This window comes from Sneathiella sedimenti, from assembly GCF_017313765.1.
Classification (GTDB): Bacteria; Pseudomonadota; Alphaproteobacteria; order Sneathiellales; family Sneathiellaceae; genus Sneathiella; species Sneathiella sedimenti.
The window spans coordinates 115463-140618 of the sequence record NZ_JAFLNC010000006.1; the positions used below are offsets into that span (position 1 = coordinate 115463).

Here is a 25156-nt window from a genome sequence, read left to right on the forward strand (position 1 = left end):
TCATTTAGAGGGATAAATATTTGCCTATACAGATATTCTCTGGCTTAATCGGCCATCAAGAATTTGCATGAGATGAAGCAAAGGGGCGAGAGGGAAATGGGTAAAATAGTCGGCGGAATTGTAGTCGGTCTTATTGTTATCATAGCCGTCGCTGTTGGCGTCTTCTATTTCAACCTGGATAAAATGATTATTGCTGCGGTTGAAAAATATGGCTCTGAAGTCACGAAGACGGAGGTTGTCCTGAAAGAGGTTGATCTGGACCTGAAAAGCGGTAAGGGCGCACTCAAAGGCTTCAGCGTCGGCAATCCTGAAGGTTTCGACGAAGATCATTCCATTAAACTCGACAGCATCGCAGTGGAAGTTGACATTTCGGATACGAGCGAGGAAATTATTCATATCCGCGAGATCCGGGTCGAAAATCCCTCGATTATCTATGCCGTAAACCAGACCACCAATAACCTGGATGCCATTCGGAACAATGTCGACACCTTCCTGAAGGAAAAAGGCTTGTCGGGCGGCGATAAAAAAGATGAGGGCAGCGATGAAAGTGGTCCGAAACTCATCATTGATAATATATTCATCAATGGTGGACAGGTTTCCGTGATATCGCCCGTGCTTGCCGGCAAGAAAATCGACGGCAGGTTACCGAATATTCATATGACCAATATTGGTAAAGACGAAGGAGGGGCAACCCCCGGACAGGTTGCGGCAAAAGTTGTTAACGAGCTGACCGGCAAGGCCATGACGGTCATCACCGGCCTCGGGATCGGCAAAAACCTTGGTAGTTTGCTTGAAAACGCAGGCGACCTTGTCCTTAAGAAAGGCGTCGGAAAAGCCGCAGGCGAAGCCGGGGTGATCGCTGAGGACGCGGCCAAGGGCGCGGTCGATGCAGTAGAAGGCGCCGGCAAATCTATCAAGAAACTGTTTGGTGACTAGGACCTCCATTAACTAAGTAGAGATTATGGAAAAAGTAAACGAGAATATCGAGACTGTCTCGGTCTGGATTGAAATAGTGACCGACTTCGCGGTCGAGTATGGATTTCAAATATTAGGTGCCGTTGTATTCTTGCTGATCGGCCTGCTCGTCGCGAACTGGATTGGCAACAAGCTGATCGGTCTGGCGCAGGCAAAGAATATTGACGTCACCCTCTCCCAGTTTCTGGGAAGTGTTGTCAAGGCCGTGTTGATCGTTATCCTGATCATCATCACGCTCGGCAACTTCGGCGTAAGTATAGCGCCGCTGATTGCGCTCGCCGGTGCCGTTACGTTCGGCGCAACACTCGCCTTGCAGGGACCAATATCCAATTTCGGGGCAGGCATTGCGATTATCCTGACCCGACCTTTCGTGATCGGCAATGTCATTACTGTCCAGGGGGTAAGCGGGGTTGTTGACCGGATCACCCTGGGCATTACTTTCCTGACCGGAGAGGACGGGGAGCAGATCGCGGTGCCAAACAAGGAGATTGTCGGTCAGGTCATTGTCAATTCAATGGAAGTTCGGATAGTCGAGAGCAATTTCTGCGTTGCCGCCGATGTAGATCCAAAACAGATCGTCAAGCTGGTACAGGAAGCCCTCGCCAAGGTCGTGGTTGATGAGAATACCCCGCAGCCACAAGTCGGCATTCAGGATTTCACCTATGGCGGCCTTGTCATCGGCACACGTGTCTGGGTTCCGGGCCTTCAGTATTTTGAGGATAGATATGTCATTAACGCGGCGATATATGATTGTCTGCAGGAAAATGGCATCGAATTGATGAAGTTTGGGGGAACAAGTCTTGCCCTCCCCCGCCTTAATGAAGGTACAGGTCCGGCGAAACCACCGCCGATTTTATAACGGTCGCTGTGATATAGTTTTATGCATGACAACCAAATTTCCGATAACAATCATATCCGTTCCCAGATAGAATGGATGGCAACGGGAACAGGGATCAAATCAAATGAGATACGTTTTTATTGCAAGCACGGCACTCCTCCTTATGGGCTGCGCAAATTTTTCGGTCGATAACCCCAACCCCTACAGCACATATAACTACGAATATTTCGATTGCTGCCAGCAGGGCAATAGACAACGTCCATAAAAACAACAACAAAGGATAACGCCATGCCTGAAGTTAAGTTAACCCATGCGTTCGACATGCAACTCTCCGTTAAAACTCCAATTGCCAATCTCGGGAAAACCCCGCTCGGCGGACGGTTGATCGCGGATGTTACAGGCGGCGATGTCTCCGGCCCGATGCTTAGCGGTCGCATACTCGGCGGTGCGGACTGGCTTTTGATGCGCGAAGATGACGTCATGCAGCTTGACGTCCGCCTGACAATCGAGGCTGAAGACGGCGCTCTGATATACGCCCGCTACGAAGGGCTTCGCCATGGACCCAAGGAGGTCATGGACAAGATGGCGCGCGGAGAAGAAGTTGATCCCAGTCAGTTTTACTTTCGCGTTTCACCGCGCTTCGAGACCTCTTCCGCCTCGCATCTGTGGCTGAACAAGCACCTCTTTCTCGCTACCGGTGAACGTAACGCTCAAGGACCGAAATACAGCGTTTTCAAAGTAGAATAGGCTTAACCACCTTATTCACAGGATCCGTCCCAGGGAATACTGACAAATATTGTTTTCCCATTGACGCCCGGGAAGTCTTCGAACAACGCATCCAGAACCTCGTCGAACACTCCGGCAAGTGTCGGGCATCGACCGGCGGACTGCGCGCGTCCTTCGTAGATTCGAACTGGTGCCGATGAGCCCGCCGACTTGCCTTCGACAATATCTATTGCAATGAACCGATTATACTCAACCCAGGTTTGCGTGTTATAGGTCCGGCCAATCGAGCCACCGTAATATGGCCCGCTGCCTCCAAACACGCCTATCCCCATGGTTCCAAACATGGGGGAAGAGGAGGTTGAAGAACGCGGCTCCGTTCCGTCAACGCCATAGCTCACGTAAGCGATATAATCCGGATCGGGGAGATCTTCCCTTACGACAAAGCCAACCAGCCTAAGCTTGTCGGCAATTTTTGGGCGGTAATTCAGGAATTCAAGGCTCGATTCCTTGGCCTGCGGATGGGCCCGCACCACAATTGTCTTTCCATTGATGCCGGAAAGCTCTGGCGTGTAAAAGGCGGTTACATTTGCTTCCACCGTCGGGTTGGCACAACCTGCCAGCAGCATACCGGCAATGAATAGAATTAAGACCCTCATAAGTTCGCTCCAAAATCTTCCTGATCGGAATAGTCCTTTAACATTGTTCACGCGGGACCCGCAATCAACAAGAGGCTGCCCAAACAATTAGCTTTTTAACGGGGTTTACCCGAAATTGTGTTAACCATATCCGGCAATTATTTTTACTTTTCGACTAATTATCGATATAATTTTTTTGACAGGTTTTTTTGGGATATTTTCCCAATCGCGTGATCATAGCACCAAGACAATCGCGAATAGCAGCGTCGACTGTCACAACCGACGAAAAGGAGCTACAGTCGGACATTATTTTTAACCGATTGTTATATTATATAATTTTCGGCACAAGAGAGGCGGCATTAAAATGAATGTTGATGTAATTGGCAAACCCGCATTTCTGACAGACATTAAATACGGTGATTTTTTCTACACGCAGATTGGCGAGCGGATATATCCCTGCCTTAAAACCTTTATGGTCAAAAATGATACAGATATCATCGATTATGTGGTTTCTTTCATGCCTTCGGATAGAGACAGAACCCACCTTCCACGATTAATGGAAGAGCGTAATCTGACGGCCAAGACTGCCTACCGCGTCTCGTCTCCTGTCTTTCGCTCCCTCATCGTCGAGAGCTCGTTATTGATGGATATCGAGTATTGGCCCAAGCCGGGAATCGTCATTGAGAGCTCAGACGCGACCTATCTCACGATTAAGTCAGGTCCCATGCCGCACGGGCTGATGTATCTGAACATTAATACAGGCGAACTGGTCGCGTCATCGCCAAAAGCACCCTTCGTCTTTGTCATGGAATGGAAGATCGTTCTGCAGCAGGGCGGCGGTGAACAAACACTTATCCGTTTTCCTCTTGGAAGCCCGACTTTGCTGAAAAATACCGCGGTACAATAATGCTGAAATTACGCTGGAATTGATAGTGCGGTTACGGCACCGGATATGGCACCATATCTGAAACAACGAGCGGTCGGGACGAAAACTTCTACCGCTTTTTTTTGTGTCTAAATCAAAGTCTTGGGAATGGTGGGCGTAACAAGATTCGAACTTGTGACCTCTGCGATGTCAACACAGCGCTCTAACCAACTGAGCTATACGCCCCTATCTCCGCATCGTTTGCGGCGGGAATTCGCGACTTATAATGCGCCGGGAAGACCATTGCAAGCCCTAACTAATTCAGGCAGCGGATAAAGAAAGTTTCTAACTCAGTCAGGATATCGCCCGGTCATCCAGGGCGTTCCGCACAGCCTCTACCAAGGAATTGAGATGAAACGGCTTCGATAGAACTTTACTCACACCATTTATGGTATCAAGCGCCTCCATCGCCACCGCAGAAAAGCCTGTAATAAAGATGACTGGCAGGTTCGGATCTTTGTCCCGGGCATGTCGGGCAAGCTCAATTCCATTCATTCCCGGCATCACGAGATCAGAAATCAGGATATCGACATGACCGATCCCGAGTACTGGCAGTGCATCTTCCCCGTCACTGAAAGCGAGAACTTCATGTCCGGCATTTTCGAGACTTCGCGCCAGAAAGGGGCGGAGGTTTTCATCATCTTCTGCAAGCAAAATACGCGCCATGGCAAAATCTACATAATTGTCATTCAAATACAAACCGGAATTAGACTATACTATTCGAATGAGGCTGGCAAAATGAGCCGATATAAATTTTAAACTGGCACTATAGGTGAGCAACTCGATCATGGAGGCCTTTGCATCCCCAGTAAAGATTGATTGGCCCGCGGAATGGCGCATTCCCTTTGTGTTTTCGTCCCCCCATAGCGGTCGCAACTATCCGAAAGACTTTATCGACAGTGCAAGACTGGACTGCACAAAGCTGCGCCAGTCTGAGGATTTTCTTGTCGATGAGCTGTTTTCTTGCGCCCCTGTCTTTGGCGCACCGCTGCTTTCCGCGGATTTTCCACGCGCCTATTGCGACGCCAATCGTGAAGCCTTCGAGCTTGACCCGCTTATGTATAAAACGCCACTTCCTGACTATGTGATGACAACCAGCCCCCGGTTGGCCAGCGGGATAGGGACCATACCAAAAGTTGTTGGCGCCGGGCAGGAAATATATGGCGGCAAACTCGACTTCGAAGACGCACGCCAGCGCATCAATGATTGCTATTTTCCGTATCATCATGCACTTCGCCAACTGCTCGAGGCAGGCCGGAAAAAATTCGGCTATATCTATTTGCTCGATTGTCATTCCATGCCAACGGCCAACGCAACACGAGGCAGTTCACTATTCAGGACGACCAATCAGAGGCCCGATATAATCCTTGGAAACAGGTACGGCACCTCGTGCGGACCACAATTGTTTGAGGAGGTTTTTACTCGGCTGGAAGCACAAGGCTATCATGTCGGCCAGAATTCTCCTTATGCAGGCGGGTATATTACGGCCCACTATGGAAACCCGGAGAAGAATATCCATGCCCTGCAGATTGAGATTAACCGGGCGCTCTATATGGACCAGAAGAAACTGGAAACAACTGACGGATTTGAGAAACTCAAAAAAGCAATTGCCGGATTCGTACAGGACATGAGTACCGACTATAGCTCGTTGTTGACGGCGTAACGCGGATGAGCTTGCCGAATACAATAAATATCCGTCCCTCAATTTCCGAAGATATTGGCTCAATTACCGATATTTACGCGACAAGTGTTCTGACCGGCTTCGGCACTTTTGAAATTGACCCGCCCGATATGATGGAGATCACGGCACGCCGAAACGCGATTTTGGAGCAGCAACTCCCGTATCTGGTTGCTGAGCAGAACGGCGATGTGGTTGGTTTTGCATATGCCGGTGTATATAGGCCCCGTCCAGCCTATCGAAATACGGTAGAAAATTCCGTCTATGTTCGCGAAGACGGCCGGAAAAAAGGTGTTGGAAAGGCACTACTTTCCGCACTGATCGAGGAATGCCGGGAGGCCGGCAGGGTCCAGATGGTGGCGGTCATTGGTGATTCAGGCAATAAAAGTTCTATCAGCCTGCATCTCAGCCTCGGATTTCGACTCGTTGGAATTCTGGAGTCCGTTGGTTATAAGCATGATAGATGGCTCGATACCGTGATAATGCAAAAAAATCTGACTGAAGGATAAAACTGGCGCGGAATTTGCTCCTCTTAAGGCAGGAGGATGTAAATGCGTATATTAACCTGGTCACTTGCTTTAATTCTGTTTGCTCTGCAAACACCGGTATCCGAGGCGGCAAGCGTGATTGCCACTGAACCGCAATACGCAGAAACCTGCGGCAAAGCGGTAACTGCGGCTGAGCGCGCGCACCGCCTTCCCAAGCGGCTTCTGACTGCCGTTTCCCTAACTGAAAGCGGTCACTGGCACAAGGAGAAGCAGGAAATGATTGCCTGGCCCTGGACTGTTTATGCCGAGGGACGGGGGAGATATCTGCCGAGCAAGGCTGCTGCTATACAGGAAGTGAAGGCGCTAAAGGCGAAAGGCGTCAGGAATATAGATGTCGGTTGCATGCAGGTTAATCTCCACTATCATCCGGATGCGTTCGAGGATCTGGACGCCGCACTCGACCCCAAGCAGAATACGCTCTATGCCGCAAAACTACTGAAGAGTCTCAGAGAAGAAAGTCGTTCATGGAATACGGCAATCGCCCACTATCATTCCCGTACCCACAAATATAACGTTCCGTATCGGCAGAAAGTCCTGAAAATCTGGCAGAAGGAGCGGCGCAAAGACACGGAAGCCAGAATGGCGGCCGCACGCGAGGCTTACCAGCTTAAACGGGAACAGCTGGCCGAACGAATCAAGGAGGCGAGCCAGCGCCGCTTCACGCAGGAAAACAAGCAAAAGCTGGCGATGAGCCCGTCGTCGTAATCGACGTCACAGCTCCCCTTCCCAGTTACGTAAAGCCTCTTTCCGCTCAAGTCCCCATCGGTATCCATGCAGCTTGCCATCAGTGCCGATAACCCGATGGCAGGGAACAATGAGAGAAACCGGATTTGTGGCACAGGCACGTCCTACCGCCCGCGCCGATTTTGGTGCCCCCAAGTCCATTGCCAACTCGCGATATGTCTTCGTTTTACCGGGTCCGATCTGGAGGAGCGCCTGCCAGACACGTCGCTGAAACGCTGTACCGTACATATCAAGCGGGATCTCCGGTAGAGCGGCAGACTGCTCTTGCAGAAAATCAACGATTGCTTTGGTCCAGTCCGCAAGCTGCCCAACATCGACCGCGATTTCTGCCTTGGGAAACTCGCGCTCCAACTCGTCAAGAAGTTTAGCTTTGTCGTCGCCGAAATAGACAGCACAAACCCCCTGACGCGTACCGGCCACCAGCATCAGACCAAGAAAACATTCTGCAAATGCATAGGCGATTTCCGCCCCCGCACCGCCCTTGGCATAGGAGGCGGGTGTCATGCCAAGACGCGCATGCGCCTTTTCATACAGCCGGGACGCAGAGCCAAATCCAGCACCATAGGCAGCTTCGGAAACAGTTTCTCCGGCCTTTACATTTTCCTTGAACGCAATCGTCCGGCGATTGTCGTAATAGTCTATCGGGGAAATGCCGAGGATTTTCTTGAAACTACGGGAGAGATGGTCCTCGCTATATCCCGTCTCGTTCGCCAGCCAACCAAGCGTCAGCTTTTCGTTCGTATACTCGCGGATATGCCGCTCCACTAACTGACAGATCTGGCGGGTGAGCGACAATCCGGGATCAACGATTTTCACCAGATCCGGCCGACACCGACGACAGGCACGAAAGCCTTCGGCCTCCGCGAGCTCCGGCACGTCAAAAAACCGTACATTCTCCGGTTTGGGATTCCGTGCGGGACAGGAGGGCCGGCAGTAGATACCTGTCGACGTTACACCATAAACAAACCTGCCATCTTCATTCTTGTCGCGGATCATGACCGCGTTCAGTCTTGCTTCATTGGTCATTTTTTAAGCCCATCTCAATTACATTGAGAGGTAATTTAGACAATCCGGCAAATACAGACTATCCGATTCCCGCGATGATATCGCCCCTGCGATTCTTGAGATCAGGTTGCTGTTTCCTCCAACTTGGGCTCGCCCTCCGACTCATCCTTATCGGGGTTTTTCCGGCGAATAATGATATCCCCGTTTTCATTCATTGTCGGCGCTTCATACTGCGGTATTGATGAAATAAACGCCCCCAAGGCGTCCATGAGCTTAGTAATACCCTGAAGCGCCATATTTTCAGGATCATCCTTCTTTTCGTCCGCCAGAGCTGGCGGCGTGAAAATGAAAAAAGCAGTAACCGTTGAAGCCAAAATGACCCGTTTCATCGCAAAACCCTCCGGCGTGATTTGAATGCCCGATTTCTTTAATGTAGGGAATTCCATGGCAAATACACTGATTTATCATAATATAGTCTGCGCAAAGAGTATTAGAAGCATGAGAAGAAGGTTTGGCATTGTTTGACCTTGTCATCATGGTGGATTGGTCCGCCGCCGCCTCACCTGGTCCGGCAAAGCCATCTGCGGACAGATGCTGGCTCGCCTGGGGCGCAAAAGGTAATCTCTCAAACGCAGAATATTTTCGCACGCGATCCGCCTGCATGGAGCGCATCCATGAATTGCTCGTCGATTTTGATGGCTCCGCCTGCGTCGGTTTCGATTTTCCTTTCGGCTATCCGGCCGGCAGCGGCCTTGGCGGCGGACGCGCCGCGGCGGCTTATATTGCCCGCAACCTTACTTCCGATACATCAGACAAGAACAACCGGTTTGAAGTTGCCGCAAACTTCAATGAAACCATATCCGGTGGCGCAGGCCCCTTCTGGGGATGTCCGGCGTCTGCGGCATCGGAATATCTAACCGTCAAAAAGCCCGACTTCAACCATGATGAATTCACGGAATGGCGTATCGTGGAAAAATTTCTTCGGGATGAGAGAAGGGAAAATTCTATCTCCACTGTCTGGAAGCTGTACACCACCGGCTCGGTCGGAAGCCAGTCTCTCACCGGCCTTAAGGAACTGAATGATCTCGCACGTCAGCCTGACCTGGCTCACCGTATCAGGTTCTGGCCTTTCGAGACTAACTGGGAGGTGGATCTGGATGGCATCATCCTCACGGAAATCTGGCCCAGCCTGAATAGCCATACTTCCTATGACCACCCAATCAAAGATGCCCGCCAGGTCTTGGCCTGCCGGGACTGGCTGCTGGATAAGATCGCTTCAGGAGAGGCGCGAGAAGCTTTCTCGGCCCCTCGCTGGCTGGCATTGCCTGATGAAAGGAAATGCCGGATGGAGGAAGGATGGATCTTAGGCGTCCGGTAAAAAATCGCTGAGCAATTCGGCCTTTGTCCGCCTAAAGCCGGAGGCGATCCACCGTGATTCCATCTCCTTCAACATCCTGCCAAGCTTTTCCCCCTCGCCGATCCCGCGGCTCAATAGGTCCTGACCCGTGACCGGAAATTCCGGTGCGGTCCAACAGGACGCTTCCTCAAGATAGGCGTCCAACTTGTGATTTGGTCCGAGTGATGCCCAAAGCAGAAGCGTCTGTTCCAAAAATCCGGCCTTCCCGATTTTATACAAAGCTTCCTTCCGCGTAGATGCTGGCATGTCGGCAACAACATCTCCTGCACACATCACGGCCAGCCGGTCTTTCTGCTTGTTGGAAAAACGCAGTTTTGTCGCGAGGTGGAGTGCTCTTTCCTTATCGCCCCCAAGGAGTGCCGCGAACCGCAAAAGTCCATCACTCGGGACATCAAGAGATAACAGGGATTTCAATCGTCCTTTATCCGCCGGCCCGTCAATGATAGCCGCCAATACGCCGGTGTCGTCCATAAGCTCTAAGGCTGGGCCAGGATTTTCACTGTCGAGCAGCAGAAACAATTCTTTCTGTACCCGTTCCACCGATAATTGGCCAAGTTGACGCGCCGCCTTTGCGCAGGCACGCACGGCATGTTCATCCGGGTTATTAGCCCCAAACCGGGCGTAAAAACGAAAATAACGCAAGACACGTAACCGGTCTTCGCGGATACGGTCCTCCGCGTTGCCAATAAAGCGGACATGACGCACGGCAAGGTCAGCAAGACCGCCGACAGGATCAACCAATTCCCCTGCAGGATCGAGATAAAGCGCATTGAAGGTGAAATCCCTGCGTTCTGCGTCGCGTTCCCAATGCTGGGTAAAAGCAATTTCCGCATGCCGCCCGTGACTAACAACATCGACCCGCAACGTGGTGATCTCAAAATGCCGCTTGTTCAGAACGGCCGTGATGGTACCGTGATCAAGTCCCGTCGGAAGTGCCGTTATGCCTGCCCGTTCAAGCCCCTGAATAACGGTACCCGGCAGCAGATCAGTTGCGATGTCAATATCATCTGTCGCGAGGCCTAGCAGTGCGTCGCGAACGCATCCTCCAACGAAACGAACCGCCCCACCTTCATTTATCAAGGCATCTAGGACTGCCTGGGTTTCCGGCCATTTCCGCCAGGGCGGAGGATTCGAAAAAATATCAACGAGGTTTGCCTTGGATGGCATTGCGCCGTCACTCTTTTTTCTCGGCTGGCACTATCTGCGAATCGATTATCCGCCCATCCTCAAACCTGGGGGGCACATAGACCGTTCCTTCGCTCGGCTCCCCGCTCACCAATCCCAGCGCGATCAGGCTGGCGGCCATCAACAACAAACCGGATATCGTTGCAATGGCTAGGGATGTTTTTCCCCATGTTTTATCCCCGCCTGCACGCGAATTGAAATATAGATAAACGCCGTAAACCACAAAAGGAAGAATGAGTGGAATGATATGGAAAAGTATCGCTCTGATCATTTCAGCATTATCCGTTCCGATAAATCTTTTATCATGCCGGCAGTGGCACCCCAGATATAATAGTCACCGAATGGGATCGCATACCAGAACCTTTCCACCCCATTACGGAATCCGCTATGTTTTTTGCGGTTTGCCTGATCAAGCAGGAAATCGAGCGGTACTTCAAAAATCTCCGATACCTCTCCAGCTTCCGGTCGCAAATCGAATGCCGGCTCAACAAGCCCGACAACCGGCGTCACAGAGTATTGGGTCACGGTCACATATGTCGTCAAAGACCCGATTACTTCTACCAGGCCCGGATCGAGCGAGATCTCTTCCTGAGACTCGCGCAGCGCTGTTGCAACGGCATTCTCATCGCCCTCATCTGCCCGTCCGCCTGGAAAGCTGATCTGACCCGCATGCTTTGAAAGATGGGTTGCACGGCGGGTCAGAATGACTGTCGGGCCTTCCTTGCGCAAAACGATGGGAACCAATACAGCGGCGGGGGTGAAAGGTAGATCATGACTAGGGGCACTCGCCGGGTTCAAATCGTGATCACCGCGTAAATTATCGTTTAGGCTCAAGACGGACGGCACTTCAATCGGTACCGGCTCCAGGGATTTCCTCAATATTTCCGTCAGCTTCTGCTTCTCATTTATCAAAAATGTCATTCACCAATCCAAGCTCGAAAAACTGTCCACTACTCCAGAACCCGAAGCGGTCTTCCCCATCCATACTTTCTTCTCCGGCAAGATTTACAAGATCGTAGAAAACCGGGCGGTTGATCAATGCCTCCAGATTGGCGCGCACGCGCACATAGGGAGACGGCTCTTTGGTTTCCGGATCAATTTCGAGGCGAAACGGGTGATCCTCATCCATGATCACGAAATCGTCAACATTGGTGCGAAAGCTTATAATTCTCTCCCGCCCCTGACCCTCGACAAACATTTCAACTGCAACGAATGGTGCGTCTTCAACTGTAATGCCGATCTTCTCAACCGGTGTGACAAGGTAATATTTGTTGTCATCATCTAGCCGGATAACGCCGGAAAACAGCTTTACAAGCGGCTTTCGGCCGATGGGCGATCCAAGATAGAACCAGGTTCCATCCCGAGCGATCCGCATATCGAGATCACCGCAAAAATCGGGATTCCACAAATGAACAGGCGGGTGTTTCTGCCCTTCAATCTGTTTGATGATGGCGCCTAAGCCGTCTTTTGTCTCCGAAGTTGTCATAATTTTAGCCTTAAATGCTCATTTTTTGATACTATATTTAGGTTAGTTGTCGCTGGCTACCATATCACCAGTTCAGATTACTCATTTTTCATAGATGATGACAGGCTCACATGAACACAACTGGCAAAACCGAACGGGAAATACTCGAAAGAGTCGACAGCCTGTCTGAAAAATTCTCCAGTCTTAAAACTGGTATTGGGGAATTCATTTTCGGCCAGGATCAGGTAGTTGAACTTACATTAATTACCCTTCTCGCGCGAGGCCATGCCTTGCTGATAGGCGTTCCGGGCCTTGCAAAAACCCGACTCGTCGAGACTTTGGGTGGCGTACTTGGTCTGGATGACAAACGCGTCCAGTTCACCCCCGACTTAATGCCCGCCGACATTCTGGGGTCGGAAATTCTTGAAACGGCAGAAGACGGCAGTCGCCATTTCAAATTTCTGAAAGGTCCCATATTCGGGCAGATACTGATGGCTGACGAGATCAACCGCGCCAGCCCCCGCACCCAGTCTGCCCTGCTACAGGCAATGCAGGAAGAAATGGTGACGGTTGCGGGCCAGACTTACCCCCTGCCAAAACCGTTCCATGTGCTCGCCACTCAAAATCCAATTGAACAGGAAGGCACTTACCCCCTGCCAGAAGCGCAGCTCGACCGTTTCCTGATGCAGATCAATGTCGGATATCCTGACCGGGAGACAGAGCGCCGTATCCTGCTTGAAACCACGGTCAACGACGAAGCGGTTCCTGCACAGATTCTCTCACCTGCGGAATTGATGGAAGCGCAGCACCTGGTTCGTGAAATGCCGGTGAGCGATGCCGTTATCGACGCAATTCTGAAACTCGTGCGTGAAGGGCGACCGGGAGAGAGCGAAAACGAGCTGATCAATAAGTATGTTTCCTGGGGCCCAGGACCGCGGGCAAGCCAGGCGCTTATTTTAGCGGTGCGTGCGCGGGCACTATTGGAAAAAAGGCTGAGTCCGTCGATCGATGATGTCGTTGCTCTTGCCAGACCGGTGCTACGCCATCGCATGGCGCTTTCTTATGCCGCCCGGGCGGAGAATATAACGATGGAGGATATCATCGACTCGCTTACAGTTCCTTTGGAGTAAAATATGTTCAAACCACGTCGCGTTAATGCCCGGCAACTGGATGAAAGGGTTAAAGCTGAAAGGCTTGCGCAGACGTTACCACCGCTAATACTTGCCGCAGAAAATCTGGTGAATGCATTTGATATCGGCGTTCACGGCAGGCGACGCGCGGGCACCGGAGAGGATTTCTGGCAGTTCAAGCAATATGGTCCGGATGATCCGACGACCAGCATTGACTGGCGGCAAAGTGCCAAACGTGAACATATATATATCAGGCAGAAAGAGCAAGAAACAGCCGAAACAATCTGGATATGGCGGGACAGATCACACACGATGAATTTCGGCTCGGACCTGTCAGAACAGTCCAAGCTGGATCGCGCGACACTGCTCAGCTTGGCACTTGCCCTTTCCCTTTCAAAAAGCGGCGAAAAATTCGGCCTGATCGGACAGGCGGAAAAAGCTTCGACTGGCCAGACCGCCTTTAATCAGTTTGTCGGGCGTATCTCGGAAGATCAAAGCCCATCCTTGCCCGACCTTAAAGCTGTCGATCAACTGTCCAATAAATCTACCGTGGTACTAATCAGCGATTTTCTCATAGAGCCGTCGGAAATTACCAAGGTCATCCGTCACTTCGTCAATCTTGGCTGCCGCGGAATCCTGCTGCAAATCGCTGACCCCGTGGAGGTAGATCTTCCCTTCGAGGGACGCACCCGATTTCTGTCCATGACGGAAGAAGAGGATATCACCTTGGGCCGGGTTGAAGTTGTGCGCGAAGACTATAAATCCCTTTTCAACGCGCATCGTCAGGAAGTCCTCAACATCGCCAAGAATGTTTCCTGGGATTATAATTTCCACCGGACGGACGCTCCGGCGAGTGAGGCTTTCGCTGCGCTATACACCGCACTCAATATTCGGAGGGTCAAAACTTAATGGCGGCGTTTACTTCCCTCTCGTTTCTTTTCCCGTGGGTACTCGCCGCCCTCCTTACGTTGCCTCTGATCTGGTGGCTTCTGCGCATCGTTCCGCCGCGTCCTAAATCCGTCTTTTTTCCGGCAATCAGGTTTCTCTATCAGCTGAAAAAGGATGAGCAAACAGCGGCGACGACACCCTGGTGGCTTCTTCTTTTGAGGCTGACGATTGCGGCACTCATCATTATAGCCATAGCTGGACCTGTCCTAAACCTGCCCGAACAGCGCGACGACAAAGACGATGTAGTCTTGATCGTCGATGATGGCTGGACGGCGGCTGAAGCCTGGGATGATCTGAAAGCCACGCTAAACAAGCTGGTGAGAGATACAACCCGGCAGGAAAGACAGGTTTTTATTGTCACAACGGCTCGGCGGGTGGAAGGAAGACTGCCAACCATAACACCACTGGCTGAACAGGAGGCACTTGGAATTGCAGCCTCACTTGAGCCTAAACCATGGCCGTCACAATATGGCGACCTCTCTCAACTTTTGCCGCGCTTTGAAAATCTCAATAATCCGGAGTTTATCTGGCTTTCGAGCGGTATCCTGCAGAATTCAGGTATCTCCGATCTTAAGGATTTCCTGTCATCGCTATCGGATATCGGCCCCCTCACCATATTCCACGAAGAAAGCATCACCGCGGCCCCTGTTATTAGGGTTGCCAACATCAATAGCGAAACATTAAAGGTTCCGCTGAGCCTACCGGCAGGCGCAACTGGAAACAAAGGCGTGTTAACCGCGAAAGCGGACGGTGGCAAGATTATCGCCTCAGCCCCCTTCGCTTTTTCTGAGAGCGAGCAGTCCGCGATCGTTGATCTGAACATTCCCAACAAGGTCCGCAACGAAATCCGTCGCCTGGAAGTTGCCAATAACAGGAACGCCGGCTCAATCTTTCTGCTCGACCAGCGCTGGCAGCGGCGCCAGGTTGGCTTGGTCACAAGCGTGTCAGAACAGGTCGATCAACCTCTACTGGACGAAACACACTATTTAACCCAGGCTCTTATGCCCTTTTTCGATATTACGCGCGGGACGATTGAAGAACTTTTAGCGGAGGATCGAGCGCTTATCGTCCTTGGTGACGCGGCCAACTTACCGGAGGGCATTGAAAGAAAGCTTGTCGACTGGATCAGCAAGGGTGGGGTATTAATTCGATTTGCCGGGCCAAAGCTCGCAAACTCAAGCGGTGCGCTTGTGCCGGTTGACCTCAGGTCAGGCAATCGCAGCCTCCAGGGCGCGATGTCCTGGAACCAACCGGCCCCTCTGGGGCCTATTCCACAAGCCAGCCCATTCCATGGTCTCGACATTCCAGCAGACGTTACTGTTTACAAGCAGGTTCTGGCGAACCCGTCGCCGGAACTTCTGGATAAAACATGGGCTCAACTTGAGGATGGGACACCGCTGGTAACGGCCGGACGTCAGGGCGCCGGATGGCTCGTGCTGTTTCACACAACCGCGACGCCCGAATGGTCAAACCTCGCAATTTCCGGGCTCTTCGTTGAAATGCTCCGCGAAATCGGCAATCTCGGCCAACTGTCGAGCCAGAGCTTCACCGATCAACGGAGCCTGCCGCCGTTTCAGCTAATGGATGGGTTTGGCGATATTCGCAGCGAGACAGGTATCGCCGAACCGGTCAACACAGCCGAGATGGATAATCTGGTTCTGGACGCCAGCCATCCACCTGGCTACTACGGGGATGAAAACTTTAGTATTGCGATCAATATCGGTCAGTTTGAGACGGACTACACCCTGATTGATATGAGCCAGTTTTCAGCAACTATTCGATATTTCGACAGATCAACCACAATCGACTTGGTTCTCCCGATACTTCTCGCCGCGCTGCTTCTTGTCCTGGTCGACCAAATCATTTCGCTTCATTTGCAGGGCAAACTCCCTGCATTCAGAAATATAGCGCGCGCCTCCGTGGTCCTTCTCACCGTGAGCTTCAGCATGGCCCTAATACCTGCGGGATCCCAGGCACAGGAAGTAGATCTCGATGGCGACGGCAAGGCTCTGGCCGCCACCCTCGATACGCGGCTTGGTTATATCCGCACGCGCGACCCCGCTGTTGACAGGATGAGCCACAATGGCCTCGCCGGACTTAGCCGCCAACTCAGAAACAGGACGGCCGTTGAAGCCATGGATCCACTCCCTCTGGATATCGAGCGGGACGAGCTTATCTTCTATCCTTTGATCTATTGGCCTATCACGCCGGACTTCCCCGCCCTATCCGACAAGGCGATACTCAAGCTAAATGATTATTTCAGTGGCGGCGGGACAATCCTGTTTGATACCCGCAACCAGAATAGCGTCAGCCGCTATGGACCCGACCTGTACAACAGCCCGGAGAACATCCGACTTCGGCAACTCACGGCAAGACTGGACATTCCCAGAGTGCATCAGGTTCCCCCCGACCATGTAGTTACCCGCGCATTCTATCTGATGCAGACCTTCCCCGGTCGTTATGACGGCGGCGATGTCTGGATTGAAGATACAACAGGTATTCAGGGAAATGATGGCGTTGCTTCGGTTGTTATTGGCAGCAATGACTGGGCCGCCGCCTGGGCGATTGATGCTGATGGCCGCTATCAGGCCGCGACGATTCCCGGAAACGAGCGGCAACGAGAATTAGCGTATCGTTTCGGCATTAACCTCGTGATGTATACGCTTACCGGTAATTATAAGGCCGACCAGGTACATATTCCCGCTATTCTGGAAAGGCTTGGGCAATGAGAGAAGAAAGCTTTGTCTCTTCGCTCGATTTCAGCCCCTATTTGCCGATTGACTGGCTGCTCGTCCTCGCGGTGATCTGCATGGCTATTGCCTTTTTTGCCATATGGCGACGCGGACGCGGTTCCGTGCTGCGAAGCGCCCTTATGGCTCTGCTGTTGCTGATGCTCGCCAACCCGGTCTTATTGACGGAAAAGCGGAAATTTCTCGAGGATATTGCCGTAATTGTTCTCGATGAAACCAATAGCCAGAAAATAGGCCAGCGCAGCGAAACGGCGAGTGCGGCATATGACGATCTTAAAAACCGGCTTGAGGCCATCGAGAATCTCAAAATCGAGACGGTGAGCATCAAGAACGAGACAACTTCTCTCTTGGGAGAGGAAGATGGAACCCATGCATTTGATGCCCGCAAAGGCGCACTCAAGAACATTTCCCCGGACCGCGTAGCGGCCACAATCTTTATTACGGATGGTCAGATACATGACGTCCCCGAAAACGAAAATGCCCTCAGGAAAGCCGGACCTCTTCATTTTCTGCTGACCGGGGAACCGAACGAAAAGGATCGTGTCCTTCGTGTCGTAAAAGCTCCCACCTTCGGTATTGTCGACCAACCCTTACAATTTATCATCAAAATTGAAGATTTTGGTGTCGACGACCCCGTTCAGGCGGCCCGCGTGACAATTAGGCAGGACGGAGAAGAGAAGGCCGCGGATCTGGCCCAGATCGGGTCCGACCTAACACTCACTCTCACCCTGACACATGGTGGTGCCAATTTTTTCGAAATTTCTGTCGATCCGCTGAATGGAGAACTGACAGAGAAGAACAACAGCGCGTATATTTCAGTGAATGGCATCCGGGACAAGCTTCAGGTTCTGCTTGTCTCTGGCGAACCTCATATGGGAGAGCGGGGTTGGCGAAATATCCTTAAGTCCGACCCGTCAGTCGAACTTGTACATTTCACGATCCTGCGCCCCCCGGAAAAACAGGATGGCACGCCAATTACGGAACTCTCACTTATCCCCTTTCCGATCCGCGACCTGTTCGAGAAAAAACTCAATGATTTCGACCTAATAATTTTTGACCGGTACCGCCGACGCGGTGTCCTGCCATCCAGCTATCTTCATAATATTTCACGATATGTAAAAGAAGGCGGTGCCCTGCTGGAGGCCGCTGGTCCCGCCTTTGCGACGCCGCTCAGCTTGTACCAGACGCCCTTGTCAGAAGTGCTTCCCGGTCGACCCACTGGTTATGTTTTCTCTGAGGGCTACATTCCCGCGATCAGCGATATCGGGAAACGGCATCCGGTAACAAGCCTGCTGAAAGCAAATGCAAAGGAAACCGACCGCTGGGGCCGCTGGTTCCGAATGATCGAGGCAGAGGCTCTTGGAGGTGAAACCTTGATGACCGGCCCATCAGATCAGCCCCTTCTCATTCTCGAACGCAGTGGAGATGGGCGGGTCGCTCAGCTTCTATCCGACCATGCCTGGTTATGGGGAAGAGGATTTGAAGGCGGCGGCCCTCAATCCGAGCTTCTACGCCGTATTTCCCACTGGTTGATGAAGGAACCAGAACTCGAGGAAGAACAGCTAAAAGCCGTCGTGGCGGGGAACAGCCTACAAATCCGGAGGAATTCCCTCGACTCAGCGCCGGCGACTGTCACGGTGTCGGACCCGGACGGCAATGTCACACGTCTCGCTTTATCCGACGAGAAAAACGGTACACAAACTGGCACCCTTCCCTTGCGGACCAGCGGTCTTCATACATTGGAGGACGGCCAGCAGAAATCCTTGGTCGCTGTAGGCGCGCTCAACCCCAAGGAGCTACATGACATTCGTGCAAGTACGGACAAAATAGCGGAAATTGCAAAGATAACCGGTGGCGGGATACGCTGGCTGGAAACTGAGGGGCTCCCTGATTTCAGACGGACGAAACCGGACAATCGCCAGTCCGCGGATTACTGGTTCGGCCTGCGCGATAACGAAAATTACGAGATAACGGGCTATAATCGCCAGGCCATGTTGTCACCGCTTGTTGCCCTCATACTCGCGCTCGCGTTCTTATGCATCGGTTGGTGGCGCGAAGGCCGCTAGGCTTGCCACTATTTTATCCGTCTCTGCTTTAGTAGCGATCCGACCCGGTGATAAAGATTTTTCTGGCGCACCGGAAATTACCCCTGAAACATTCTTAAGGGCGCCGGGCATAAATTCTTTTACAAGGAGCCTGCGTTTCTCCACCGGGCCCGGCATCTCAAATCCGAGGACTGCCGCATTCTGAAATCCGAATTGGCTGTAGTATTCCGGATCCCCAACGAGAACGATGAGTCGATGACCCAGCGCTTTCGCAATTTTCAGTGTTTCCCGCATAAGGCCAACGCCAATTCCTTTTCCCTGTAGGTCCGGTTCGACAGCAATCGGCCCAAGGAGCAAGGCGGGCGTGACATCACCAATTAAAATCGGCCAGTAACGAATTGTCGCGAGGAGTTTGTCGCCTTCTACCGTGACAAAACTCAGTTCTGGCAAAGGTGTCGTGTTTTCACGAACTTTATAAGCGGTTTTCTTGAATCTATCAGGACCGAAGCACCGATCAAGCAGAGGTTCAATCTGCTCTGCATGTTCTGGCCGCTCGTGAATAATCTGGGGCATGACGGAATTCCAATAATTTACGGGGTAGACAAATTGCCTCTCAAAAGGAGCCCCGAACCGTCATGAAATCTTTTATGACCAAAGCAAAGGCTATTTAAGCGGCAGCACAAATAAGGGCAGCAGCCTGTCGTCGTCGCAATTTGGTCATCTGTTTGTTCATAAAGCGCAAATATCACAGGCATGGTTTTAAGGAAAGAAATAATTCATGCCTTGCCTGCTATAATATCAACGACTAGTTTCTAAATTCTTAAAAGAGTGGGCGCGCAACCCTCGCATTTTACCGGAGAATTTTCGAATGTTTTACAAACCATCCGAACCCCATGGTCTGAAACACGGTCCCTTTAAAGCCATTATAGCCCCGCGCCCGATTGGCTGGATCAGCACCCTTGCCACCGACGGTTCCGTCAATCTTGCCCCTTTTAGCTTTTTCAACGCGATGTCCGAGAATCCACCGATCGTTGCCATGGGGATCAATGGCAGTCACAGTGAAGGCGGTGCCAAAGATTCACTTGATAATATCGAGGCAACGAAGGAATTCGTTTGCAACATGGTCTCCTACAGCCTGCATGAAAAGATGAATTTAAGCTCGGCCATGCTGCCCCGGTCTATCGACGAATTTGACTATGCCGGGCTAACAAAAGAACCTTCCACCCTCGTCAAGCCCCCTCGCGTCAAGGAAAGCCTGGCCCATTTGGAATGTGTACTCTACAAAACCATTGTCCTGCCCTCTCACAACCCGAAAGTGGTAAATACGATGGTCCTGGGGGAAGTTGTCGGCATCCATATCAGCGATGAAATTATCGTCGACGGCATGATAGATATGAAAAAATACCAGCCGCTCGCACGCCTTGGATATATGGATTACTGCCATGTCGAAGACGTCTTTTCCATGAACCGCCCTGTCGTCTGAGGGATTAAACGGTAGCTAGACCCCCTGCCAGGTTCCCCTAATTTCCCGCGCCAGCTTTATCGCGATTGCGCGGGCGAAATCCTCATAACCTGTTGCCGGTTCTGTAAAGGCCCCGATGCCGCCGATCACCCTTTCCCGGTAATAGCGATCCAGTTCGGGCTCATCGTTGAGGATCGGAAGACCGTTTATAATAACGCCAGAAGCGACAATCCGATCCCGCGTTGTTTCGGGCGGACGACCGATGGAAACGACACCGTCTCCTGAAATATCGATTACCTTGCGTATTGAAATATTGCGGTCCCGGGAGAAAAGGGAGAACGCATGGTCCAACGCCCCGGCAATAGCGGTCCCACCATAGGGAAAAGTCCGCGGCACGTTATCCAGCTGTTTTGCGAACTCATGCGCATCTTCAGGAGTTGCGATGGTACGCCAATCGACAATCATTTTCTGTTCCCCAAGGCCCGCCCAATGGGTGGCGGCAATACTGATCATGCCTCTTGGACCCGCAGCAATTGCCTCGATCACAAGATCGTCGCGAAATGCGTTCGCAAAGCCGCGCATCTGCAGGTTATACTCATCATAATTGACGCTGGAGGAGACATCGATAGCGAGGACGAGTTGCATGTCCACTTCATCGGCGACAGCGTCCGTCTTCGGTACCAGCAGAAATACAAGCGCCGCCAGCAGGAAAGACCAGTTCATTGCAATATTACTCATGCGCCCCAGGTTAAAAAGGAGAGCATGAGTCTATCGTAATTCACGGCAAAAGTATGACCAATTTTCCAAAGGGTCATGACCCGGGTCGTCTTTTATGTCATTATCCGAGTAGAAAACGAATTTAAACAGAGAGTGGATCATGAAAAAAATCGTCATCGCAGTTATTGTGATTTTGGTTGTCATCGTTGGCCTGGTGGTAGCTCTTCCCTTCATTGTACCAACTGACCGGATCAAGCAGGAACTAATCCTGGCAACCAATGAGGCCACGGGCCGGGAACTAGCAATTGACGGTGATTTCAGCCTTTCCATTTTCCCGACATTGGGGGTAACCGCGACTTCTGTGTCCTTCTCCAACGCTGAAGGTGCAGCGGATCCTAATATGGCCTCGATCGACAGCCTCACGGTTAAGCTAGACCTTTTACCGCTGATAACCGGGAATGTGCAGGTTGATGAGTTTGTCCTGACGAACCCTGTCATCAATCTTGAAGTTGACAAGAATGGCAAAGGGAACTGGGAGTTTGATACCGCCAAGGCGGAAGCGCCGAAACCCGCGGAGACGAGCAGTGATGACGGTGGCGCACCGGATCTTGGCATATCTGGCCTTAATCTTGGGGATGTGCGTATCGTCGACGGCGTGGTCAATTTCATCGATCAGAAGGGCGGAACCAATATCAATCTCAGTGAGATCAACCTGGCAATTGAGCTGCTTGGGCTCGACCAGCCGTTCGAAGCAAAAGGAAGTGCCGTCTGGAATAGCGAAAAAACCGAACTTGATGTGAAAGTCGGCGCCCTTCAGAGTATTCTGGATAACATCGAGACAACAACGATGGTCAATCTCGCGTCCAAGAATATCAACCTCAATTTTGACGGCCAGATAAAAAGCACCAAGCCGCTGAACCTCGGCGGCACGACAACCCTGGATATACCGTCGGTACGTGAGTTGGCAGCCTGGACGGGCACCCCTCTGGAAGGCGTGTCGGACACCGGGTTTGGGCCACTCAAGATCAATGGCAAACTGGGAGTAGATGATACTAAGTACAGCTTCTCTGAAGCCAGCATCAGCTTCGATGAAATTGTCGGCGCTGGGGATTTCAGTATCGATCTCGGTGGCAAGGTCCCTAATATTGTTGGCAAGCTGGCACTGGAAACGCTGGATATTAACCCCTACCTCCCTGCCGAGCAAAACGGCACCAGTAAAGCGGCGGCGGCTCCAGCACAAAAAACATCTACGGAAAAATGGGATACAACTCCCATAGACCTTTCCGCATTGAAAAGCGTCAATGCCAAGTTCGACCTGTCGGTTCAGGAAATCCTGTTCCAGAAAATCAAGATTGGTGCCAGCGCTGTGGCAACCAATCTCAAGGATGGTATTCTCGATCTCGCCCTGACCGAGATGAATTTGTATGATGGCACAGGTAGGGCGACTGTACGGGTGAACGCACAGCAACCGACATTGAAGATTACCAATGCGATGACAATTGAGAACATCCAGTTGAACCCGCTGCTGACTGACGCCGCGGATTTCGAGAAGCTGGAAGGCAAGGGGATGTTCCAGACCGACCTTTCAACGAGTGGAAAATCACAGGCGGACATGGTCAGTGCGTTGAACGGGACTGGCCAGATACTTTTTGAAGACGGTTCAATCTCGGGCGTCAATCTGGCGGCAATGGCACGAAACATTTCGACTGCCTTTACCTCCAAAGGAGAAGAGCAGAAGACGGATTTTGCGGAGATTTCAGGAACTTATCAGATTGCGAACGGTATTCTGGCGAATAACGACCTGAAAATGCTGAACCCATTTATCCGGCTTACCGGTTCAGGAACTGTTGAACTTCCGCCGCAAACCGTCAATTACCGGATTGAGCCGAAATTGGTCGCGACGACTGAAGGACAGGGTGGCGGTGAAGCAACTGGAGTTGCTGTTCCTATCCTGGTCACCGGGTCATGGGATAATCTGAAGTATGCGCCCGATCTCGCTGGCGTACTCAAAAATGCCACGAACCCTGAAGGGGTAAAGAAACTTATTGAAGGGGCAAAAGGATCTGGCGACGGAGTCAAGGATACCCTGAAGGGCGTCAAGGAAAAGGATCCAGCCGCTGTAAAGAACCTCCTTGATGCCGCCGGAGGACTGCTCGGCGGCAAAAAGAACTAGATTAGGGAATACTATCTGTGAATGACCCGCGGGAAAGTTAGCTTTCCCGCGGTTTGCGTTCCTCTATAGCGCCGCCGGATTTCTTCCAGGCACCAAATCCACCTTCCATATGACACACGTTCGGCAACCCCATCTCCTGAACAGCCTTCGTTGCGAGCGCCGACCGCCAGGCTGACGCGCAATAGAACACGAAACGGTTGCCGTTGGCGAACAAATCACGGTGATACGGGCTATCGGGGTCAACCCAGAATTCCAGCATGCCGCGCGGCGCATGAACGGCGCCTGGCACCTGACCGTCCCGCTCCAATTCCCGAATATCGCGGATGTCGACAAAGGTTACATTTTCCTGACCATGGAGTGCGAGCGCCTCTTCAATCGAAACCGTTTCGATTTCGCTATTCGCCTCTTCAACAAGCTGTTTGACACCTTTTTTCATTATTATTGCTCCTTCTCGCTTCAAATGACGAAAACAACCTTGTCTTTCGCCCTATATATGGTGTTACTATTTACCATTACAGGACGCCACTAGCGTACGTCGAGATAAAAAAGAGAGAATGAGAATGGACCTTTCATTTACCAAGCAAGATAACGCTTTTCGTGACGAGGTACGCCAGTTTCTGGCAGAGGAATTCGACGAAGATCTCAAGCAGAAAATGGCGGAAAACCGGAACAACTACCTTCCGAAAGATGATCACGTCCGCTGGCAGGACGCACTGGCAAGGAAAGGCTGGCTCACTCCGGACTGGCCCGTGGAACATGGCGGGCCCGGTTGGACAACGACACAGAAATATATCTTCCAGACAGAAATGGCGAACGCCAATGCGCCGGGCGTCATTCCTTTCGGCATTAGCATGTGCGCGCCGGTTATCATGAAATTCGGCAGTGAGGAACAAAAGCAGCGTTTCCTCCCGGATATTCGCGACAACAAAGTATGGTGGTGCCAGGGTTATTCTGAACCAGGATCAGGATCCGACCTCGCCAGCCTGCAGATGAAGGCGGAAGACAAGGGCGATCATTTTCTCTGCAACGGTTCGAAAATATGGACGACCCTCGCGCAGTATGCCGACTGGATTTTCTGTCTCGTCAGAACCTCAAATGAGGGAAAACGCCAGGAAGGTATCTCGTTCCTGCTGATCGAAATGAAATCCGAAGGCATAACCGTTGATCCCATCCAAACCCTGGATATGCCGATCAAAGGTGCGCAGGAAGTCAATCAGGTTTTCTTCAACGATGTGAAGGTCCCTAAGGAAAACCTCATCGGAGAAGTCAACAAGGGTTGGACCTATGCAAAGTACCTGCTCGAGTTTGAGCGTGGCAACGCGTATGCCGGCCGCCTCAAGCGGGGCCTGGAGAAGGTTCGCGCGATCGCCGCGAAAGAGGTTGAAGGCAACATGCCGATGATTCAAAATGCTGCCTTCATCTCCAAGCTGGCCCACCTTGAAGTCGCCGTGCAGGCACTCGAGATGACGGAACTTCGAATTCTCAGCAAACTGAGTTCTGGCCAGAATATGGGGCCGGAGTCTTCGCTCATGAAATGCCGGGGAACGGACCTGTATCAGGAGGTCGTCGAGCTTGCACTTGAAGCCGTCGGCACGTACTCGATGCCCTTCACTCCGCTGTATCCGGGACAGAATGAAGAACCGATCGGTGCGGATTATGCCAGTGGTGTTGCACCGCGGTATTTCAACGCCCGAAAAGTCTCCATCTATGGCGGGTCAAACGAGATTCAGCGAAATATCATGGCGAAGCTTATCCTCGGTCTCTAGATCGCCGGATGGTTCGGGTTTATT

The 25156-nt window shown here is 51.8% G+C and carries 26 protein-coding genes and 1 tRNA gene; 15 read left to right on the plus strand and 12 right to left on the minus strand.

Annotation, left to right across the window (positions count from 1 at the left end; genetic code table 11):
• Positions 1–96 precede the first annotated feature (96 nt).
• From J0X12_RS16790 to J0X12_RS16800, 3 genes are all read left to right on the plus strand, one after another.
• The gene (locus J0X12_RS16790) at positions 97–936 is read left to right on the plus strand and encodes an AsmA family protein (RefSeq protein WP_207047598.1); all 840 of its coding nucleotides are present in this window, start codon (positions 97–99) and stop codon (positions 934–936) included.
• 25 nt (positions 937–961) lie between these two features.
• Positions 962–1834 (plus strand): mechanosensitive ion channel family protein, encoded by an 873-nt coding sequence (locus J0X12_RS16795; protein ID WP_207047599.1) that lies wholly within the window; start codon positions 962–964, stop codon positions 1832–1834.
• 267 nt (positions 1835–2101) lie between these two features.
• On the plus strand, positions 2102–2560 hold the full coding sequence (locus J0X12_RS16800; RefSeq protein ID WP_207047600.1) for a DUF3237 domain-containing protein: 459 nt from the start codon (positions 2102–2104) through the stop codon (positions 2558–2560).
• Between the two features lie 11 nt (positions 2561–2571).
• On the opposite strand, the gene J0X12_RS16805 is transcribed toward J0X12_RS16800, so the two are convergent.
• Complete coding sequence (locus tag J0X12_RS16805; RefSeq protein WP_207047601.1) at positions 2572–3195, minus strand: hypothetical protein; 624 nt, start codon at positions 3193–3195, stop codon at positions 2572–2574.
• A gap of 343 nt (positions 3196–3538) precedes the next feature.
• Here J0X12_RS16805 and J0X12_RS16810 point away from each other — a divergent pair, with 343 nt between their 5' ends.
• On the plus strand, positions 3539–4081 hold the full coding sequence (locus J0X12_RS16810; RefSeq protein WP_207047602.1) for a hypothetical protein: 543 nt from the start codon (positions 3539–3541) through the stop codon (positions 4079–4081).
• Positions 4082–4208: 127 nt separating this feature from the next.
• On the opposite strand, the gene J0X12_RS16815 is transcribed toward J0X12_RS16810, so the two are convergent.
• Positions 4209–4285: transfer RNA gene (locus J0X12_RS16815), tRNA-Val, on the minus strand.
• Between the two features lie 108 nt (positions 4286–4393).
• A complete protein-coding gene (locus tag J0X12_RS16820; RefSeq protein ID WP_207047603.1) occupies positions 4394–4765 on the minus strand; it encodes a response regulator in 372 nt (123 codons plus the stop codon).
• Between the two features lie 121 nt (positions 4766–4886).
• On the opposite strand from J0X12_RS16820, the gene J0X12_RS16825 reads away from it, so the two are divergent.
• From J0X12_RS16825 to J0X12_RS16835, 3 genes are read left to right on the plus strand one after another with little or no spacing between them, the layout of a single operon-like run.
• Positions 4887–5762 (plus strand): N-formylglutamate amidohydrolase, encoded by an 876-nt coding sequence (locus J0X12_RS16825; RefSeq protein WP_237688211.1) that lies wholly within the window; start codon positions 4887–4889, stop codon positions 5760–5762.
• 11 nt (positions 5763–5773) lie between these two features.
• Entirely contained in the window at positions 5774–6286 is a 513-nt protein-coding gene (locus J0X12_RS16830) for a GNAT family N-acetyltransferase (RefSeq protein ID WP_420497103.1), read from the plus strand.
• A 42-nt stretch (positions 6287–6328) separates the two neighbouring features.
• Positions 6329–7030 carry a transglycosylase SLT domain-containing protein gene (locus tag J0X12_RS16835; protein WP_207047606.1) on the plus strand — a complete coding sequence of 234 codons (702 nt, stop codon included), beginning with the start codon at positions 6329–6331 and terminating at the stop codon, positions 7028–7030.
• 6 nt (positions 7031–7036) lie between these two features.
• On the opposite strand, the gene J0X12_RS16840 is transcribed toward J0X12_RS16835, so the two are convergent.
• Together J0X12_RS16840 and J0X12_RS16845 are read right to left on the minus strand one after the other, a co-directional pair.
• Entirely contained in the window at positions 7037–8095 is a 1059-nt protein-coding gene (locus J0X12_RS16840; RefSeq protein ID WP_207047607.1) for a bifunctional transcriptional activator/DNA repair enzyme AdaA, read from the minus strand.
• Positions 8096–8196: 101 nt separating this feature from the next.
• A complete protein-coding gene (locus J0X12_RS16845; RefSeq protein WP_207047608.1) occupies positions 8197–8463 on the minus strand; it encodes a hypothetical protein in 267 nt (88 codons plus the stop codon).
• Between the two features lie 122 nt (positions 8464–8585).
• On the opposite strand from J0X12_RS16845, the gene J0X12_RS16850 reads away from it, so the two are divergent.
• Positions 8586–9452, plus strand: a complete 867-nt coding sequence (locus J0X12_RS16850) for a hypothetical protein (protein ID WP_207047609.1) — start codon at positions 8586–8588, stop codon at positions 9450–9452.
• On the opposite strand, the gene J0X12_RS16855 is transcribed toward J0X12_RS16850, so the two are convergent.
• From J0X12_RS16855 to J0X12_RS16870, 4 genes are read right to left on the minus strand one after another with little or no spacing between them, the layout of a single operon-like run.
• Positions 9438–10658 (minus strand): CCA tRNA nucleotidyltransferase, encoded by a 1221-nt coding sequence (locus tag J0X12_RS16855; RefSeq protein ID WP_207047610.1) that lies wholly within the window; start codon positions 10656–10658, stop codon positions 9438–9440. The genes J0X12_RS16850 and J0X12_RS16855 overlap by 15 nt on opposite strands.
• Positions 10659–10665: 7 nt before the next feature.
• Entirely contained in the window at positions 10666–10947 is a 282-nt protein-coding gene (locus tag J0X12_RS16860; RefSeq protein WP_207047611.1) for a DUF6111 family protein, read from the minus strand.
• On the minus strand, positions 10944–11597 hold the full coding sequence (locus J0X12_RS16865; protein ID WP_207047612.1) for a CoA pyrophosphatase: 654 nt from the start codon (positions 11595–11597) through the stop codon (positions 10944–10946). The genes J0X12_RS16860 and J0X12_RS16865 overlap by 4 nt, the downstream gene beginning before the upstream one ends.
• Complete coding sequence (locus tag J0X12_RS16870; RefSeq protein WP_207047613.1) at positions 11578–12162, minus strand: DUF1285 domain-containing protein; 585 nt, start codon at positions 12160–12162, stop codon at positions 11578–11580. Before J0X12_RS16870 ends, J0X12_RS16865 begins: the two co-directional genes overlap by 20 nt.
• 110 nt (positions 12163–12272) lie before the next feature.
• Here J0X12_RS16870 and J0X12_RS16875 point away from each other — a divergent pair, with 110 nt between their 5' ends.
• The 4 genes from J0X12_RS16875 to J0X12_RS16890 are packed head-to-tail and all read left to right on the plus strand — an operon-like array spanning position 12273 to position 19035.
• Positions 12273–13271 carry an AAA family ATPase gene (locus J0X12_RS16875; RefSeq protein WP_207047614.1) on the plus strand — a complete coding sequence of 333 codons (999 nt, stop codon included), beginning with the start codon at positions 12273–12275 and terminating at the stop codon, positions 13269–13271.
• Between the two features lie 3 nt (positions 13272–13274).
• The gene (locus J0X12_RS16880) at positions 13275–14180 is read left to right on the plus strand and encodes a DUF58 domain-containing protein (RefSeq protein ID WP_207047615.1); all 906 of its coding nucleotides are present in this window, start codon (positions 13275–13277) and stop codon (positions 14178–14180) included.
• Positions 14180–16948: a DUF4159 domain-containing protein gene (locus tag J0X12_RS16885; RefSeq protein WP_207047616.1), complete on the plus strand. Its 2769-nt coding sequence runs from the start codon at positions 14180–14182 to the stop codon at positions 16946–16948. The genes J0X12_RS16880 and J0X12_RS16885 overlap by 1 nt, the downstream gene beginning before the upstream one ends.
• Positions 16945–19035, plus strand: a complete 2091-nt coding sequence (locus tag J0X12_RS16890; protein ID WP_207047617.1) for a hypothetical protein — start codon at positions 16945–16947, stop codon at positions 19033–19035. The genes J0X12_RS16885 and J0X12_RS16890 overlap by 4 nt, the downstream gene beginning before the upstream one ends.
• Here the strand turns inward: J0X12_RS16890 and J0X12_RS16895 are convergent.
• The gene (locus tag J0X12_RS16895; protein ID WP_207047618.1) at positions 19003–19587 is read right to left on the minus strand and encodes a GNAT family N-acetyltransferase; all 585 of its coding nucleotides are present in this window, start codon (positions 19585–19587) and stop codon (positions 19003–19005) included. The two genes, J0X12_RS16890 and J0X12_RS16895, sit on opposite strands and share 33 nt — an antisense overlap.
• 295 nt (positions 19588–19882) lie before the next feature.
• On the opposite strand from J0X12_RS16895, the gene J0X12_RS16900 reads away from it, so the two are divergent.
• Positions 19883–20497: a flavin reductase family protein gene (locus J0X12_RS16900; RefSeq protein WP_207047619.1), complete on the plus strand. Its 615-nt coding sequence runs from the start codon at positions 19883–19885 to the stop codon at positions 20495–20497.
• A 15-nt stretch (positions 20498–20512) separates the two neighbouring features.
• Here the strand turns inward: J0X12_RS16900 and J0X12_RS16905 are convergent, their stop codons facing one another.
• Positions 20513–21214 carry a DUF1194 domain-containing protein gene (locus J0X12_RS16905; protein WP_207047620.1) on the minus strand — a complete coding sequence of 234 codons (702 nt, stop codon included), beginning with the start codon at positions 21212–21214 and terminating at the stop codon, positions 20513–20515.
• Between the two features lie 139 nt (positions 21215–21353).
• Here J0X12_RS16905 and J0X12_RS16910 point away from each other — a divergent pair, with 139 nt between their 5' ends.
• A complete protein-coding gene (locus J0X12_RS16910) occupies positions 21354–23366 on the plus strand; it encodes an AsmA family protein (protein WP_207047621.1) in 2013 nt (670 codons plus the stop codon).
• A gap of 37 nt (positions 23367–23403) precedes the next feature.
• On the opposite strand, the gene J0X12_RS16915 is transcribed toward J0X12_RS16910, so the two are convergent.
• A complete protein-coding gene (locus J0X12_RS16915) occupies positions 23404–23808 on the minus strand; it encodes a rhodanese-like domain-containing protein (protein ID WP_420497104.1) in 405 nt (134 codons plus the stop codon).
• 118 nt (positions 23809–23926) lie between these two features.
• Here J0X12_RS16915 and J0X12_RS16920 point away from each other — a divergent pair, with 118 nt between their 5' ends.
• Positions 23927–25132 carry an acyl-CoA dehydrogenase family protein gene (locus tag J0X12_RS16920; RefSeq protein ID WP_207047623.1) on the plus strand — a complete coding sequence of 402 codons (1206 nt, stop codon included), beginning with the start codon at positions 23927–23929 and terminating at the stop codon, positions 25130–25132.
• Positions 25133–25156: the final 24 nt, after the last annotated feature.